This window comes from Cognataquiflexum rubidum (assembly GCF_022538115.1).
GTDB classification, from domain to species: Bacteria; Bacteroidota; Bacteroidia; order Cytophagales; family Cyclobacteriaceae; genus Cognataquiflexum; species Cognataquiflexum rubidum.
Genome location: NZ_JAKZAL010000007.1, coordinates 111,917 through 129,129, shown reverse-complemented (window position 1 = coordinate 129,129; position 17,213 = coordinate 111,917). Strand labels below are relative to the sequence as shown.

11 protein-coding genes are annotated in these 17,213 nt (G+C 40.1%); 8 read left to right on the top strand and 3 right to left on the bottom strand.

The genetic code is table 11. The features are described 5' to 3' along the window. The first annotated feature begins 6 nt into the window (after positions 1 to 6). The 3 genes from MMU05_RS09810 (at position 7) to MMU05_RS09800 (ending at position 3,887) form a co-directional block, all read left to right on the top strand. Complete coding sequence (locus tag MMU05_RS09810) at positions 7 to 1,119, top strand: endo-1,4-beta-xylanase (RefSeq protein WP_241141499.1); 1,113 nt, start codon at positions 7 to 9, stop codon at positions 1,117 to 1,119. Positions 1,120 to 1,473: 354 nt separating this feature from the next. Beyond that, the gene (locus tag MMU05_RS09805; protein ID WP_241141498.1) at positions 1,474 to 2,349 is read left to right on the top strand and encodes a hypothetical protein; all 876 of its coding nucleotides are present in this window, start codon (positions 1,474 to 1,476) and stop codon (positions 2,347 to 2,349) included. Beyond that, positions 2,346 to 3,887: a S1 family peptidase gene (locus MMU05_RS09800; RefSeq protein ID WP_241141497.1), complete on the top strand. Its 1,542-nt coding sequence runs from the start codon at positions 2,346 to 2,348 to the stop codon at positions 3,885 to 3,887. The genes MMU05_RS09805 and MMU05_RS09800 overlap by 4 nt, the downstream gene beginning before the upstream one ends. A gap of 71 nt (positions 3,888 to 3,958) precedes the next feature. On the opposite strand, the gene MMU05_RS09795 is transcribed toward MMU05_RS09800, so the two are convergent. After that, positions 3,959 to 5,647, bottom strand: a complete 1,689-nt coding sequence (locus tag MMU05_RS09795; protein ID WP_241141496.1) for a M56 family metallopeptidase — start codon at positions 5,645 to 5,647, stop codon at positions 3,959 to 3,961. Beyond that, positions 5,644 to 6,015, bottom strand: a complete 372-nt coding sequence (locus MMU05_RS09790) for a BlaI/MecI/CopY family transcriptional regulator (RefSeq protein WP_241141495.1) — start codon at positions 6,013 to 6,015, stop codon at positions 5,644 to 5,646. Before MMU05_RS09790 ends, MMU05_RS09795 begins: the two co-directional genes overlap by 4 nt. A gap of 293 nt (positions 6,016 to 6,308) precedes the next feature. Between MMU05_RS09790 and MMU05_RS09785 the strand changes: the two genes are divergently transcribed. The 5 genes from MMU05_RS09785 to MMU05_RS09765 all read left to right on the top strand — a co-directional run bounded on the left by MMU05_RS09785 (position 6,309) and on the right by MMU05_RS09765 (position 14,013). Continuing rightward, positions 6,309 to 7,052, top strand: coding sequence for a DUF3108 domain-containing protein (locus MMU05_RS09785; protein ID WP_241141494.1), 744 nt, complete (start codon positions 6,309 to 6,311; stop codon positions 7,050 to 7,052). Positions 7,053 to 7,080: 28 nt separating this feature from the next. Continuing rightward, a complete protein-coding gene (locus MMU05_RS09780; protein WP_241141493.1) occupies positions 7,081 to 10,164 on the top strand; it encodes a VPS10 domain-containing protein in 3,084 nt (1,027 codons plus the stop codon). A gap of 243 nt (positions 10,165 to 10,407) precedes the next feature. After that, on the top strand, positions 10,408 to 12,084 hold the full coding sequence (locus MMU05_RS09775) for a formate--tetrahydrofolate ligase (RefSeq protein WP_336246899.1): 1,677 nt from the start codon (positions 10,408 to 10,410) through the stop codon (positions 12,082 to 12,084). Positions 12,085 to 12,288: 204 nt separating this feature from the next. Continuing rightward, on the top strand, positions 12,289 to 13,098 hold the full coding sequence (locus MMU05_RS09770) for a copper resistance protein NlpE N-terminal domain-containing protein (protein ID WP_241141492.1): 810 nt from the start codon (positions 12,289 to 12,291) through the stop codon (positions 13,096 to 13,098). Positions 13,099 to 13,308: 210 nt separating this feature from the next. Beyond that, a complete protein-coding gene (locus MMU05_RS09765; protein ID WP_241141491.1) occupies positions 13,309 to 14,013 on the top strand; it encodes a hypothetical protein in 705 nt (234 codons plus the stop codon). Between the two features lie 251 nt (positions 14,014 to 14,264). Here the strand turns inward: MMU05_RS09765 and MMU05_RS09760 are convergent, their stop codons facing one another. Further along, complete coding sequence (locus tag MMU05_RS09760) at positions 14,265 to 17,096, bottom strand: S9 family peptidase (RefSeq protein ID WP_241141490.1); 2,832 nt, start codon at positions 17,094 to 17,096, stop codon at positions 14,265 to 14,267. Positions 17,097 to 17,213 lie beyond the last annotated feature (117 nt).

Here is a 17,213-nt window from a genome sequence, read left to right as displayed (position 1 = left end):
ATACCCATGAAACCTATACTCCTATTTTCAATCTGTCTATTTCTCCTCTCGCTTTCATCTCAAGCCCAAGTGGGAATGAAAGATGCTTTTGAAGATTCCTTCAAAATCGGAGCTGCTTTGAACAACCGGCAAGTCAACGGTCAGGAACCTAAAGCCATTGCTGTCTTAGAAAAGCATTTCAACAGCATCACAGGGGAAAACCTGATGAAATGGGGACCGATTCATCCCGAGCCCGATAAGTATAATTTTGACCCGGTAGACAAGTTTGTGGCATTAGGCGAAAAATTAGACGCTTTCATAGTGGGCCACACCTTGGTTTGGCACAACCAAACCCCTAATTGGGTTTTTGAAGATGCCGATAAAAACCTCCTAGGAAAAGATGCATTACTAAAAAGAATGGAAGACCATATTGAAGCGGTGGTGGGTCGGTACAAAGGAAAAGTGCATGGTTGGGATGTGGTCAATGAGGCCATTTTTGATGATGGCAAAATGAGAACTTCCAAATGGTACAATGCGGCGGGAAAGGACTTTATCAAAAGGGCTTTTATTAAAGCCAACCAAATGGATCCTGATGCAGAATTGTATTACAATGACTACAACATGTGGAAACCTGAAAAAAGGAACACTGCTATATTATTGGCAAAAGAGCTCCGCGCCGAGGGAATCAGAATAGACGGTATTGGGATGCAGGGACATTATGGACTTGTGTCTCCTTCTATCGAACAGATTGAAGCTTCCATTGTAGCCATATCTGAAGCAGGTTTTAAGGTGATGTTCACCGAATTGGACATCGATGTACTTCCAAACCCTGTCAACAGACACGGAGCGGACATAGATGCCACCTTTGAGTCGGATGAAAAATTCAATCCCTACAAAGAAGGTCTTCCTATTGAAATCCAAGAAAAATTAGCAAAACGATATGGGGAATTGTTTGCGCTTTTTTTCAAGCATAGAGACAAAATCACAAGGATTACCTTTTGGGGAATCCATGATGGAGGAAGTTGGTTGAACAACTGGCCAATGAGAGGAAGAACCGCCTTTCCATTACCATTTGATAGAAATTATGATGAAAAAACTGATGTGATCAAGGAAATCCTAGAAAGTAGGTCAGTTCGCTGATAGCCTGTTACCAATTCTCCTATTGGAGGAATCCAGATTAGGTACAAATTTTTAGAAGGGGATTGGCAAAACAAATTTTGCTAATCCCCTTTTTTATATAATCTATTGAAGATTAAACAAAACAATACCTTTTTAAATACTAGGAATAATCAAATTTTATTCTGATTTTTTCAGTAAAGTAACTCTTTACAATAAGGAACTTTAACTCTGATTCGAATAGCATAGCCAACTATTCAGAATTATGAACTCAAGCAATAATTCCAATCAGTTCAAAAAAATGAAAGATTCTATATAGTCTTTCATCGAAAAAGCTTCAATCGGTTTTTTTTCACCAAACTTTTCTATTAAAAATTTATGGAAGAAAATGACTCAAAATTAGGTTCAATCATCGAAACCTTTCAGTCAGGAACACAACTCGTCACAGGCGGAGAAAGTGCTGAGCCCAAAAAAATGACTTTTATGAACGCCTTTTCGGCGATTTTTAATGGGCTTGGGATCGGGCTTTTGTTGGGGATATTATTGTCTACCACCTTGTCCCCGGTAGTCAGCGGGGTTATCGCTACCGTTTCATCCCTGCTGGCTGTTTTGATAGGATTAAACGAGAAATATTTAGACCCTGTCAAAAGTCTCAGGATTGGTTCTTTTGGACTTTTCACGGTAGTTGGGATTATTGCCGGACTTTACCTGCGGGCCAACAACCCCTTTGCCCCTACCCTCAAGGACAAAATGGAAGAGTACAAATCCATTGGGTTTTCAGATGAGGAAGCTAGAAATCTGATCATGGGTTTTATCAAATCTGATACTTCCAAGGCCCAAAGAGAGGCGAGTTTGTTGTATTCCACCGTTGTCAATTCATCAGATTGTGATGTTTTGTACTACATGACTGCCGAAACCCCTGTGTCCGAAATGGTCAATACCTTCAAGTCTACAGAAGGTATTTGGAGAAAATTTGCTGACACATTCCAAAGCGACCTTCCGGAAGAACTCACAAGAAAGTCTCTTTTGATGGTACGGGACAGCTTCTGTAATTCATCCTCCTCAGAGCCGTACAAAATTGCAAACACGGAACAGATCAAAGCCATCGACCCGAACAGTTCTATTGGGGAAATTGAAAACCAGATTTCGGCTTCGGGCGAAAACTGGAAAAGTCTTGTTTCGAATGCCCAAAGCCAGTTTTCAGAAGCTGAAAGAGCAATAATCTACGGAGCCATTATTAATGTTTTTAAATGATGAAAAGAACAGTCCTTATTTTCCTATTTGTTTTGTCGGCCATCTTTTATTCACAAGGCCAACAACTCGATCCTGATCAGATCAAAAATTCCCTCGTAAGGGTCGTAGTCACTATTAATGCAAGAGAATCTAAGGTATTGACAGGATTTGTCTGGAAAACACCTAACCAAGTTGTAACCTCTTTGCATGGAATGAGCAAGACTGGGACGATCAAAGTATTATTTATGAACCAAGCTTGGAGAAATGTCAAAATTAAAAAAGTGCTCCAAAAAGCTGACTTGGTTTTGCTCGAAGTACTTCCCGGTCAAGACCCTGTTCCGATAGGGGTTGCTCCAATCAACAATTTTCATGTTGGGCCAATAAAGTTAGGGTCTGATGTCTTTGCATTCGGATTTAACAGTGGCGCACCAGGAAGTTCTTCAAGGATACTTCGAAAAGGAGATGTCAAACCAGAAACTTTGATCAGTCTACTTCCTAACAAAGATAAAGTGGCTTTAGAAAGGATTGGTTTTCCTGCTTTGGATCTCAATATCCTTTACCTTGAGGGGAGCTTGTTACCCGGTTTTTCGGGAGCTCCGGTTTTTGACCCGCAGGGAAGGCTTATCGGTGTCGGGGATGGAGGTCTGGAAAAAGGTGCCAGCAATGTGAGCTGGATCATTCCCGCAAAATATATTACCGAACTTGAAAGTTCTAGTGTGACTACCCTACCTGCAAATTTCGAGACTTTGTCACAGCTCTTCTCTGCCGATGTAAGGATTGAAACAACGGCTGACAACACCGAAAATGTAGAAGAGCAACTGATAAAGCAAACATATGCAGATCCTGTGGAGACAGATGAATTTGAATTTTATCCTACCAAAAACAGGTCATTGATGGAAATGGTTGAAACCTCTGATGACCCTGAAAACCTGATGAAATTTGCTGATGAATTGGAAGGGGATATAAAAATAACCCTCGACTATGAAGGCATGCGGTTCAATATTTTTGAAGACATCAACAACGGAGTGGTATTGGCCGTACCTGTTGAGCAGGAATTGATTTACAGCAATGAAGAAGAAGCTTTTCAGGTGGTTTCTGATATAGATGACGGCATGAATATCTACCATATCGGAATTAAAAATGATTTTTCAGAAACTGATTTTGATGAATTGCTTGTAACCGTAGGAGAGCTAATCAACACCAATTTTGCGGAAAGGTATGGTCTAAGCGGATTCACAATAGATGAAGAATACTCCTATACCTTGGATTTTGGTCCTGACCGGAAAATCGCCTGGGTGCTTTCTGCTGCCAATGAGGGAATTACCGGGCAGGATGGTCTTACCTATGTGGTCTATGTATATATGACTGTGTTAATGTCAAGTGAAAAAACATTTATGTCTGTGTCTACGATTCCGATTCCTGCAGAATTTATCGTTCTCACTGCCACTTTGGGAGGTCTTGACTGCAACAATCCCGGCATATATGCGCAACAATGTGAATATATGGCCAAAGTTTTCAAGACATTTTCAGCCACCCACTTGACGACTTTTGCTTATTGATCATGAAATTAAGATTGATCCAGATAGCCTGAAAGCGCCCTGATTTTCTAGCATTTTCAGGTTATCTGCCGTCAATTGTAAGAAACCACCACCATTTCTTTTTGTCCGTTCCTGGTGACATTGATCCAAAAGCCTTTTCTGATATCCATGATTGCGTTTGCGCTAGGGAAATCTTTAAATTCATGGGTCAAAATCGCCTCAAGTGCGCGCTGAAGATAATTTTCAGGAAAATATTCTTCCAACTCCCCGTTTGGATTCATTAAGACATACTTCATAAAATACGGGATTTCGGCGATATCCCCGTTTTGATACGCTGCACTGATTGTCTGTATTTTCTTCCTTGAAGTGATGAATTTATCGTAAAAATGATCATGGGTTGTCAATGTCAGTCTATATTGTTCAGGTTTTAGAAATTTCTTTTTTTCCACTCCCCTTACCTCATACAGCGCAAAATCTTTGGGCGAATAATTGCTAAGAATGGATATATCTTCCTTCTTATCATCAACAATGACTTCAATATTTTTTGATTTCAGCCAATTAGTCCAAACGTCTTCAGATATGGACATTTTTTTTGGAGGGCTCGAAAAGTTAATTCTGACTTTGATTCTGTCTTTTGCCTTTTGAAGTTCCACTAAGTATGACAAAGCCTCATCTTCCAAGATTGGAAACTCCGTAAATTTTGACTTTTCATCGGCCGTCAATTTCATATAGGCTGCCTTTGCACCTCCGATGTCCAATTTTTCCAATTCTATTATAAAATCAGACTCCTCACTTAAAGCTTCATTGATATATGTTTCAAAATCCTTGACCAAGAAATCCTGCAAAATTGACTTCTTGCTTTGGTTTGCTGTGGATTGGCTAAATGCCGCTCCCATCAGTACCATTACCGGTATCATTCCCATTTTGAGCAACAAGGACCGACGTTTTGAAGTTGTTTTTTTCATCATAATCAGCCTGTTTTTTGTTACCGAATAATTGATCGGGCTACTGAGATTGAATACAAACTCCTCTCCTATGACCTTCGAAATCAATAATTTCTGGTATTGAATTATATCATTCGAACCTGCAATAACTTCTCGGTCTGCCAAAAACTCATGGTTGAGCTGAATGGCCTTTTTATATAATAGGAATATCGGATTAAACCAAAAGACAGATTTCAAAAGCTCTATTAAAAGGATATCTATGCTGTGTTTTTCTTTAATATGGGTTAATTCATGTTGAAGAATCCCCAGTTCAAGTCCCGGTCCACAATAGGTTTTTTGATTTACAAAAAGATAATTCAGAAAAGTGAAAGGCATGATTTCCTGATCAAGGAGAACCAATTTATACTTCTCCTTTTGGATGACCACACCATTTTTGATCAATTTTGCCAAGCCAAGGATTTGAAACATGAACCTTACCAACAAAAACAATAATCCTATCATATAAACCAAACCCAAAACCTCAGACCAGCCAATAGCACTGAAGACATCTTTGGTCAAAGGATTTTGAGGGTCCCCAACAGAAATTTTCTCATTTGGGGACTGAATATCATCTGTAAAAAAGATTTGTTGAATTTCAACAGTTGCATTTTGCCCTGAAGAAATGATAGGAGGAAAAAAAGAGGGCAAGGAAATAAATGGAACAAGCAGAGAAAAAGCCAAACTTACCAAGAGAAAATACCTGTTGAAGGCAAACATATTCTCCTTTCTCAATACCAAATGGTAAAAAAGAAACATCACAGAAAGGCAAATACCGGAATTGAGAAGATAAGAAATCATAACGATTTGGTTTTAATTTGATCCTCAATGATTTTTTTCAAAGACTCCAACTCCTTTTGAGACATATCAGTCTCCTTTGTAAAAAAGGATGCAAACTGGGAAGGTGAGTCGTTAAAAAAATTCTTCACCAACTCATTTACTTTTGATGAAAAATAGGTTTTCTTTTGAATCAGGGGGAAATATTCTCTTGAATTACCATAAACAATATAACCAATTGCTCCTTTATCTGACAGTCTTTTGAGAAGAGTGGCCACGGTAGTTACGGCAGGTTTTGGCTCGGGGAAGCCTTCTAAAAGGTCCTTCATAAATACTTTTCCCTTCTGCCAAATTATATTCATCAATTGTTCTTCACCATTGGATAAGTTCATATTCTATATGTATAGAGGTTACTCTACAAATATAGAATAAAAAAGAAAAATTCTTAATTATTTCAAAAAAATACAGCTACAATTTTCTTTTGTCCCAGCTTGAATTCTGATTCGAATTCACATTTACAACAATCTTTCAAGGCTTTTTGGAGCAAAATCAAAATCATCAATAAAAATCCTCATTCATCAGTAAAATCAAAAGATCAAAAAAAACAAAACACTTGAATTTTATATTTTTATACCTTTATTTTTGAGAAAAAAACTCACTTAAATTTCTAAAATATCACATCTATATGAAAAAGTTAATACTAATTCTTGCATTATTATGCTTTTCTATCGTTTCTCATGCCCAAACTGTAGAAGAGATTATTGATCAGTATTTGGAAAACACCGGTGGAGCCGCAGAGTGGGCGAAATTATCTTCCGTCAAAATGGAAGGAAACATAAGCGTTCAGGGAATGGAAATTCCTATCGAGATTGTCCAAACCAAAGAGGGGAAAATGTATATGAAATTTCAGCTCCAAGGCCAGGAAATTGTTCAGCAGGCCTTTGATGGGACTGAGGCCTGGGGGGTTAATTTCATGACTATGAAAGCCGAAAAAAGTGACGGTGAAACCACCGAAAACATGAAACGTGAGATGGGTGATTTCCCTGACCCATTTTTGAATTTGAAAAGCAAAGGCTATAAAGCTGAATTGCTTGGCAAAGAAACTGTAGAAGGAACCGAATGTTACAAAGTCAAATTGACAAAAAAACCTTTATTGGTTGATGGCGCCGAAGAAGAGAATATTTCCTTTTACTTTTTTGACTCAGAAAACTTCGTTCCCATCATGGTAGAAAAAGAAATGAAAGTCGGTCCTGCCAAAGGAATGACCAGTCAGACTTTAATGAGTGATTATCAGGAAGTCAATGGGCTATATTTCCCTTTCGCCATCATGGAAAAAGCAAAAGGCGCTCCTCAGGGCCAAGCAATAAGCATAACCGAGGTGATATTGAACCCAACATTGGATCCTGCTGCATTTGTTTACAAGGATTGATTCCTAAAACTTTCTGGATAATTTAATCATGTCAAAGAAATTTAATTTCAGTTTCTTAGTGGTACTTTTTTTCCTGATCGCAGGCAGTTCTTTTGCCCAGGAAAATATCACTTTAAAAGGGAACGAACTCTTCGGATCGTTGTCAGCAAGGCAAATTGGACCCGCTGTGATGAGCGGACGTATCAGTGACATTGCCGGGCACCCTACCAATAACAGAATCATCTATGCAGGTACAGCGGGTGGCGGTGTCTGGAAATCAACCAATGGTGGTACCACCTTCAAATCCATTTTCGATAATTACAATCAATCTATTGGTATCATCGAAGTTGATCCTTCCAATCCGGATAATGTGGTATGGGTTGGAACAGGTGAAACATGGGTAAGAAACAGTGTTTCTTTTGGTGATGGTCTTTATAAGACCGTCGACGGAGGAAATACCTGGAACAAAATCGGATTAGAAAACTCAGATAGAATCAGTGGTATTGCCATCAATCCCAATAATTCAAATGAGGTATATGTAGGAGTTTTGGGAGCTTTATGGGGCGATAGTGATGAACGCGGTGTCTACAAAACCACCGATGGAGGTCAGACTTGGACCAATGTCCTTGCAGGAATGAAGGATACCGGTTGTTCGGACTTGTTTATGGATCCAAAAGACCCTAACACTTTATATGCAGCTTTCTGGCAGGTTAGAAGGACTGCTTATTCATTCAGTTCAGGAGGACCTCACAGTGCCTTGTACAAGACAACAGATGGAGGCAAAAACTGGAACAAGATCCATAATGGTTTTCCAACTGGGGATTTGGGAAGAATTGCTATTGCAGTAGCACCTTCTGAGCCCACTATTCTATATTCTGTGATTGAATCCAAAGATAAAAAAGGCCTTTACCGTTCAGAAGACGCAGGCAATTCCTGGACTTTTATGAACGGGGATTTCGAACTTACAGTAAGACCATTCTATTTTTCAAGGATAGTGGTCGACCCAAAAAACCCTGATGTGCTGGTGAAAGCGGGATTGGCAGGAAGTATCAGTCGAGATGGAGGAAAAACCTTCAGAAATCTCGGTGCCATGCATGCTGACATTCATGATATCTGGTTTGACATCAACGATTCCGATAGATTTTATGTAGCTACCGACGGTGGATTATATAGAACCTGGGATGGAGGGACCACCATGGAAATGGTTGAAAGCTTACCTGTTTCACAGTTTTACCACGTCAGTGTGGATAATGATGAACCTTACAGAATTTATGGAGGACTTCAGGACAATGGTTCTTGGTTTGGCCCATCATCAAGTCCCGGAGGCATAGAACCCGGAGATTGGACATCAGTCGGTGCAGGAGATGGATTCAGGGTGTACAGACATCCAACCAAGAAAATTGTTTATTCAGAAATGCAGGGTGCCGATAATATCTGGCGCTATGATGTAGAAAAGAATTTCATCAAAAACATACGTCCATTTCCCGGTAAGGATGAACAGAAGTACCGCTTCAACTGGAATACCCCAATACAGATAAGTCCCCACCATCCGGATCGGATTTATGTAGGCAGTCAGTTTTTGTTGCGGTCCAATGATATGGGCAACAATTGGGAAAGAATCTCACCTGACCTGACAACCAATGATCCCGCAAAACAAAATCAAACCTCCTCAGGAGGCATATCTACTGATAATTCAGGCGCAGAGAATCATACAACGATCTTTACCATAGCGGAATCTCCTTTGGATGAAAATATCATTTGGGTAGGTACAGACGATGGTAATGTGCAGGTTACTCAAGATGGTGGCAAGACTTGGACAAATGTAGTTGCCAATGTTCCGGATTTGCCAAAAAACACATGGACTTATCATATTCAGCCCGGAAATTTCGGTAAAGGGACTGCCTACGCAGTATTCGATGGACACACCCAAAATGATTTTAAGCCATATGCCTATAAAACTACTGATTTTGGACAAACTTGGACTTCTGTCATCAGTCAAGATGTACATGGGTTTGCAAGACATATCTTTGAAGATCTGGAAAATGAAAATCTCCTTTTCTTAGGAACTGAATTGGGACTATTTGTAAGTATCGATGGAGGAAAAAATTGGTCGAAATTCACCAACAATATGCCTGCTGCATCAGTGCACTACATGGCTATGCATCCAAAAACCAACGATTTGGTCATTGCCACACACGGAAGAGGTATCATCATTATAGATGATATCAGCCCACTAAGACAGATCAAGCCCGAAATGTTGAATGAGGAAGTTTATTTTCTTAAATCCCCACCAATTGTCATGTGGGAAGAAAGTAATTTCGGTGGATCAAGTCAGGCAATCACCTTTGTGGGACCAAACCCTGACAAGTCCGGAAAAATCATTTATTATCTCAAGAAGCGGCATACATTCGGTGCCATGACGCTTGAAATTTTTGATGAAAACGATAATAAGGTCAATAGTCTGGACCCCGGTAAACAAAAAGGTATAAACGTCGTCAGGTGGAATTTTACAGGAAAAGCCCCCAAGGTAGCCAAAGGAAAAACCTTTTCTTTTGGGGGATTTGGAGCTCCAAGAGTCCCTGCAGGTTCCTACAAGGTGGTGATGAAAAAAGGGAAAGAACAATTTGAAACCACCATAGAACTCGTTTATGACGAAAGGTCAGGGATTTCTGTGGAAAGCAGAAAAGCCCAAGAAAAAATGGCGAAGGAATTGTTTGGCATGACACAGGATCTGGCTTATTTGGTATATCAGGTAGACAAGTATTTGGATTATGCAGAAAAAATCAAAGCTTCAGATCCAAAATCAAACAAATCAATGACGGCATTTATCAATGAACTTAATAAGCTCAAAGAAAGATTGGTCATTACCACCGGTGACAATTATGTAGATACGGCAGAACCTGAATTAAGGGAAAAAATATCCCAATTGTATGGTGTGGTGATCTCAAACTTTGACAGACCATCCGTTGTTCAGGAGGAGAACAAAAATATCCTGAACGAAAAACTGAAAGAGTCCCAAAATAAATTCACTTCCATCATTTCTAAACACGAAAAAAATCTCCTTAGATATGCCAAAAGTGCAAGCATCGAAAATCTGATTTTGGATGATTTTGCAACTTTTATTGAAAAATAGCTTTCTGAAATATCCATCCGATTTTAGAAAAAAGTCTCTGAAAAAAAATTGTTCAGAGACTTTTTTTATTCATCGATTTTATAGCCCATTCTCAAGCTCCTTATCCGAAAATCACTATTTTAGCCTTAACTAAGAAAATTTAATTTTCAAAAGTTCGGAAAAAAATCAAGCTATCAGTAAACATAAAAATAGTCTTAGAATTTTGAATCTGCTTAAAACCCAAATTACTCCAAAAAGAGAATAATGATGACCAAATCCGACCTTGAAATTGCCCACGCATCCAAGATGCGTCCGATTTCCCAGATTGCCGCCAAGCTTGGCATCCAAGAAGACGATCTTCGCCCCTATGGGAAATATGTGGCAAAACTCCCACTCCGACTGATCGATGAATCAAAGATTAAAGGAAAAAAACTGATCCTTGTAACCGCCATAACGCCTACTCTGGCCGGCGAGGGCAAAACTACGGCAAGCATCGGATTGGCAGAAGGTCTCAATAAGATCGGAGTGAAAACAGCGGTGGTTCTCAGAGAACCATCTTTAGGTCCTGTATTTGGGATGAAAGGCGGGGCTGCTGGCGGGGGCTATGCCCAGGTTTTGCCGATGGAATACATCAACCTACACTTCACCGGAGACTTTGCCGCCATAGAAAAAGCCCATAATCTATTGTCTGCTTTGGTAGATAACCATATCCACAATCAAAAAAACTCGCTCAACATTGATCCCCGAAAGATCATCTGGAAAAGGGTTATGGACATGAATGAACGTGCCCTAAGAGACATTGTGATCGGACTTGGCGGGTCGGCACAGGGGATACCAAGAGAATCAGGCTTTGATATTACCGCCGCCTCAGAGGTAATGGCTGCTATGTGTCTTTCCAATGGACTGATGGACCTAAAAGAAAAACTGGGAAATATCATCATCGGATATACGTATGACGATGAACCTGTCCGGGCACATCAGCTCAAAGCACAGGGCGCAATGACGGCTTTGATGAAGCATGCCATTATGCCAAATCTTGTCCAGACTATTGAAGGCAATCCTGCCATCATCCATGGAGGTCCATTTGCCAATATTGCACAAGGATCGAATTCTATCATTGCCACCAAAATGGGGCTTTCTCTTGCGGACTATGTCGTTACCGAAGCTGGATTTGCCTCCGATCTGGGTGGGGAAAAGTTTCTTGATCTCAAATGCCAATACGGAAACCTCAAACCTGATGCTGTGGTCATAGTGGCTACAATCAGGGCTTTAAAGAGCCATTCGGGAATACCATTTCCTGATTTGAAAATCCCAAACAAAGAAGCTGTCGCCTTTGGCCTGCCTAACCTCGAAAAACACATCGAAAACATGCGTCATTTCATGCTGGTGCCGGTGGTGGCAATCAATAAGTTTGCAACTGATTCTGAAGAAGAAATACAGGTAGTTATTGACCGCTGTGAAAAATTAGGAGTAAAAGTCGCCCTTTGCGAAGCATGGGAAAAAGGAGGAGAAGGTGCGACCGAACTTGCTATGGCTGTCAAAGAAGCCGCTGAATCAGGAAAAAGCAACTTCACACCGCTTTACCGTTTTGAATGGAGTATCGAGCAAAAAATAGAGATTATTGCCAGAAAAATCTATGGAGCTGCAGAAGTGGAATACAGTGTCAAAGCCAAACAGCAAATCAAGCTATTCAAAAAGATTGGCCTGGACAAGTTGCCGGTTTGCATTGCCAAAACACAATATTCACTTTCAGATGATCCCAAGCTTACCAACAGGCCTTCAGGGTTTACTATAAAAATACGGGAATTTGACATTGCGGCGGGTGCTGGTTTTATCATTCCAATTGCTGGAACCATCATGAGAATGCCCGGACTTCCTTCCAAACCTGCCGCAGAAAGTATTGATATTGACGCAGAAGGCAACATTACCGGTTTGTTTTAAACTTGGTTTTTTGGAAATTTATAAGCAAATAAAATGGATATACACTTTTTTGCCAGTAACCCTCGATTCTTCTTCATTCGGGACGGAAGACCGAAGTCGGAAGACCGATGTATCGGACAATTAAGTCCTTGGACAAGAATTAAAATTGGATATCCTATCTACTGGCATCATTGCTTACATACACTTCAAACAATATCATGTTTTATGAAAAAGCTTTTGGTTATGTTTTCTGCCGCCATCTTTATGGCAACTTCGATTTCCTGCAGTTCAGAAAAATCCTTAGAACAGGGAGACTCAGTTGAAATCTCATCTTCTTCTGTTGCAATTGGTGACAACAGTCAAAACAGCCTGGATTGGAAAGGTGTCTATAAAGGGGTTTTACCTTGTGCTGATTGCGAAGGAATAGAAACAACCATTAACCTAAAATCAGACGGCAAGTTCACAAGAACCTTAAAATACCTTGGTAAAGAAGATGGTTTTTTCTCAGACGAGGGGACATTTCAGTGGAATGAAAGTGGATCCAAAATTACCATATCCAGTGAGCATGGAGAAAGTCAGATGTACCTCGTAGGAGAAAATGCATTGTTTCATCTGGACAAAGAAGGAAACAGGATTACAGGTGGCTTGGCAGCAAAATATACACTTCCCAAAAACCCGACAGATCCACGACTGGAAGATAAAAAATGGGTCTTAAAAGAACTCCGAGGAAAACCTGTCGAGAAGAAAGATGGATTGAAAGAGGCATTTATTCAATTTGATATGGAAACAGCGACATTCCATGGCAATGGATCATGCAACAACATCTTTGGCCCATATGAGCTAAAGGAAGAAAGTCGGATATCCTTTGGTAACACCGCCTCTACGATGATGGCCTGCCCTGATATGGAACTGGAAATGGCGTTTTTGGAGATTTTAAGACAGGTGGACAATTACAGCGTGACAGACAGCACGCTTTCATTCCAAAAAGCCAAGATGGCACCCTTTGCGATATTTTCTCTTGAAAAAACAGACTAAAACATCCAAATCCGCTCAATATGAACGCTTTGCTGTGTTTTTTTTGAAATTTTAAAAAAGTGTTTTTTTGCATTTCAGAAAAACTCTTTTGCAAGTTAATCCGTAATTCCAATTTGGACACCGTGCCATAAAATTACCCTTAGACAAGTCCTTTGGATTATGAAATCCAAATCTTGTATATTCGTGGTCGCAATCAACCTTAAGTAATTTATGCTTAGAATTCTTTTTACTCTTTTATTAAACGTTTCTTTTATAGGACTTCTCAGTGCCCAAGGCTCAAGAGACCATATTTCAGGCGGATTTGGTTGGGGAATGATTTACGCCGAAAACGCAGGAATCTATAAGTTCATGGAGTTCAAAATGGAACCGGCATTTACGGTTGCGTACAGCAAGGAGATTTCAGACAAGTTCGATATTAAAGCTTCAGTTGGTGGTCAGGTTTTGAATAGCGGGGAATTTAGGCCACTAAACAATCCTATCATCATCAAGTGGGGAGACAACGGACAGGCTTATTATTTCAAAGGGATGAGTTATTTTCTGGATGTAATGCCGGTATTATACCTAAACCCAAATACTTCGGGAGTCGGTGAACCTGTTAATTTCTATGTGGGGCTTGGTCTTGGGGCCATGTATTCAGAGAGGGCCCAAAGAGTCATGCGTGAGGGCGTTCTCGAAAACGGGATTTATATTCAGGGATTTGTGGAAAGATCAAATCAATCAACGGCAGTCGGCTATGTTCCGGTAAAATTTGGCATGGTTTCTAATTTTGAATACGAATGGGATATCGGACTGGAATTATCGGCCATGTTTCTCATGAGTTCTGAAATAGACGGCAACAACATGCAAAACAAGCTAATCTATCCTGATGTCATGGGCAATTTTCAATTCTTCATAAGAAGGTATATCAATAGGTAGTCCTGAAAAGTCTAAAACAATAACATGGATATACGCTTCTTTGCCTGTAACCCTATATTCTTCTTCATGGGGACGGAAGACGGAAGTCTGAAGACCCCCGCCTGTCATCTGGCAGGGATGTATCGGATATTTCAGTCTGCAGACAAAAATTTAAATGGATATCCAATCTACTGGCATAATTGTGTACATACATTAATAATAAAAGCCATTGGGAATTTCCACCCAATGGCTTTTTTAATTTATTTCATCACTCAATTTCCTGAAAGCTCATACTTGAGGGTTTTCCCTTTTTCGACAGCAGGCAAACCTTCTGTCATCCAAAGAGGTGCCGGGGCTCCTTTGAGATAGTAATCAAAGAATTGGGCCATACGGATGGAAAGGTCTTTCCTGTTTTTTCTCAACCTGAGGTTATGGTCTTCCCCGTTGTATTGAAGCAACCAAGCCGGCTTATTCAGTCTTTTCAATGCCATGAACATCTCAATTCCCTGATACCAAGGAACTGAACCGTCGTCATCGTTGTGCATAATCAGGACGGGCGTATTTACCCTATCCATCGTAAAGAGTGGAGAATTCTCAATATAATACAGTGGCTTGTCCCAAAGTGTCCCTCCTATTCTTGATTGCGTTTGCTCATATTGAAACATCCTGCTCATTCCGGTACCCCACCTGATGCCACCATAAGCCGAAGTCATATTCACGACAGGAGCTCCCGCGCCGGCAGCTTTGAACATATTGGTCCTTGTGATCAAATAGGCAACTTGGTAACCTCCCCAAGATTGGCCTTGTATAGCCATATTCGAGGCATCCACGAATCCTCTTGATACCAAAGCCTGAACGCCCGGTATGATGCAATTATAAGCGCTTGGTCCCGGTAAGCCCAAGTCATACTTGATATCCGGCACAAAAACCAAGTAATCATTACTCACAAAATAAGGGATGTTGATCGTCGACGCACTTGGAGCGGGGGCTCTATAGGAGTGCAATCCGTCAGAATTCCTTTCATAGAAATAAACCAACATGGGGTATTTCTTTTTTGGATCAAAATTATCCGGTTTGAATAGGAGGCCTTGAAGCGGCACACCATCATTTGCAAGGTAATTGACCAATTCTACCGATCCCCACTTTACCTGACTTTGCTGTGGATTTGCATGGGACACCTGTTCCATCGACTTGAGGTTCAAATCCGTAGCGTAGATGTCAGAATATTCCTGAAATGTAGATCTTCTAACAAGCATTTTGTCTGAATTCTCTGCCTTGGTCAAGCTTGAATACCGGTGGTCTGTAAAAACAATGGATTGTGGAATAGTTGCACCTGAAATATCCCCTTTGAAAAACCCGTTTTTCTTATTCAATTCATTAAAAGCATTCAATATCAAGGGCTGTGATGGGTCTATGCTTTCTTCTTCATTGTCCAGCTTTTCCCTCCTAAATACAATTTGCTGTTTCTTCCCTTCGCCTTTTGTCACATTCACCGGAGCTGACTTTCCTGTGGGATCTATTTTCCAGATATCATACCTGTCATATACCAAAAAGGCCAAATCCCCTTTGGTCCATCCTGCGGCACCATTGCTTGAAGGAAGGGCAGGTGAATCATGCAGCTCATCATAAAAAATGCTCTCAATATCCTGTGTCAGGTTCTTGAAGGTTTTTGATTTAATATCATAGGAAACCCAAGAACTGTCGCGCTCGTCATACCAAAAGACATATTTACCTTCAGGAGATAATTGTGGATTGTCAGGGACATCTTTTCGAATGAGGCTTTTTGAACCCGTCGTCAAGTCTACCAAATACAAATCTCTTCCTATCTGAATATCCCAACTGTAATTTCTACGGTAAGGACTTGCGTCAAAACCAAGCCCGAACTGATTTTTGACTTTTTTGTCCACATCGATCTGGGATACTGATTCATCTCCAATCTGGGTGATGATCTTGGATTTCAAATTGAAAACAGTGAGAAAAGATTTATTCTCTTCCCTGCTTTTGTTCTTCAATTGCATAGGCTGAATCTCTGCATCCTGCCATCCCCAAATATCAAGACTTACCCTTTCCTCATCCAAAATGGTCGAATCGTCTTCATATTGGTATGCGATATAATCCGGAGAAGTCCCAAAAAACAACCGGTTTTCGTCATTTGAAAAAAACAATCGGCCATTTTTACTTACCATGCCATTGATCCCTGCAGTGCCTTTGGAGGCTATCTTCTGGTTTTTTTCTTTGTTGATATCAAATAGGAAAAGGTCAAAATAGGGCTTTTTGGATTTGGTAGAATCCTCTGTGGCCAAAAAAGCCAAAAGCTTATTCTCAGGAGAAAAAACCATAGAAATATAGTCTGTTTTTCCTTCATCAATGGTTTTTGATTCCCCTGTTTTGAGATTAAAAAGGAAAATACCCGCGTTCTTCAAAGTGTCTTCGGATGCTTTTGTATAATACAAAAAGTCTCCCTTCTCAGAAAAGCCAAATGATTTTACCCTATCAAATTCATAAATTTGGGTTCCTGCCAAGTCTTTGACCATGAGCTTCGACCCATCGGTCTTCTTGGGTTTTTCAGGTTTTGGCCCGTTGACTTTTGTGGTATCACCGTTTTCTTTTTTCTCTGCTTTTTTAGGCAAATCCTTCTCAAAATGAATTGCCATCCAATTTCCTTCTTTTGCCGGAATAGAATAAGACTTCACCCTCGCTAATTTCTCCAATTCTCCGGTAGTCAGGTTCATGACAAACACACTGTCCTTTGGCATATCATCCGCCTTTTTCTTTTTCAATTTGAGATTCTTGACAGTATCTGCCTGCGGATAGATTTTCCCAATTGCAAATTGACTGTTATGGCAAAATGTCCATTGATTGACTCGGGGAAGAAGAAATCGCTGATCCTGATTTTGATGGGAGACAATTTCCAATCTGCCATCTCCATCTTGAGGATTGACTGTATAACCTATCCATTGACCTGATTTGGAAATTTTCTCTGAAGAAACCGTTTCCCATCCATCATAATCCTGATGGGTCAAAGCTCTTTTTTCTTGGGCTATCGCAAATGTCGATGACCAAAAAAGAAGGATAAAGAGATGAAATTTGATTTGGGTTTTCATTTTAATCGGGATTTTGATATGGTTCAAATAAAAGAAAGAACAAGTAATGATTCTTTAAGTTTTATTTCAATGGATTTTTGATGTTATAAAAAATGCCACAAACCATAGGAGATAGCA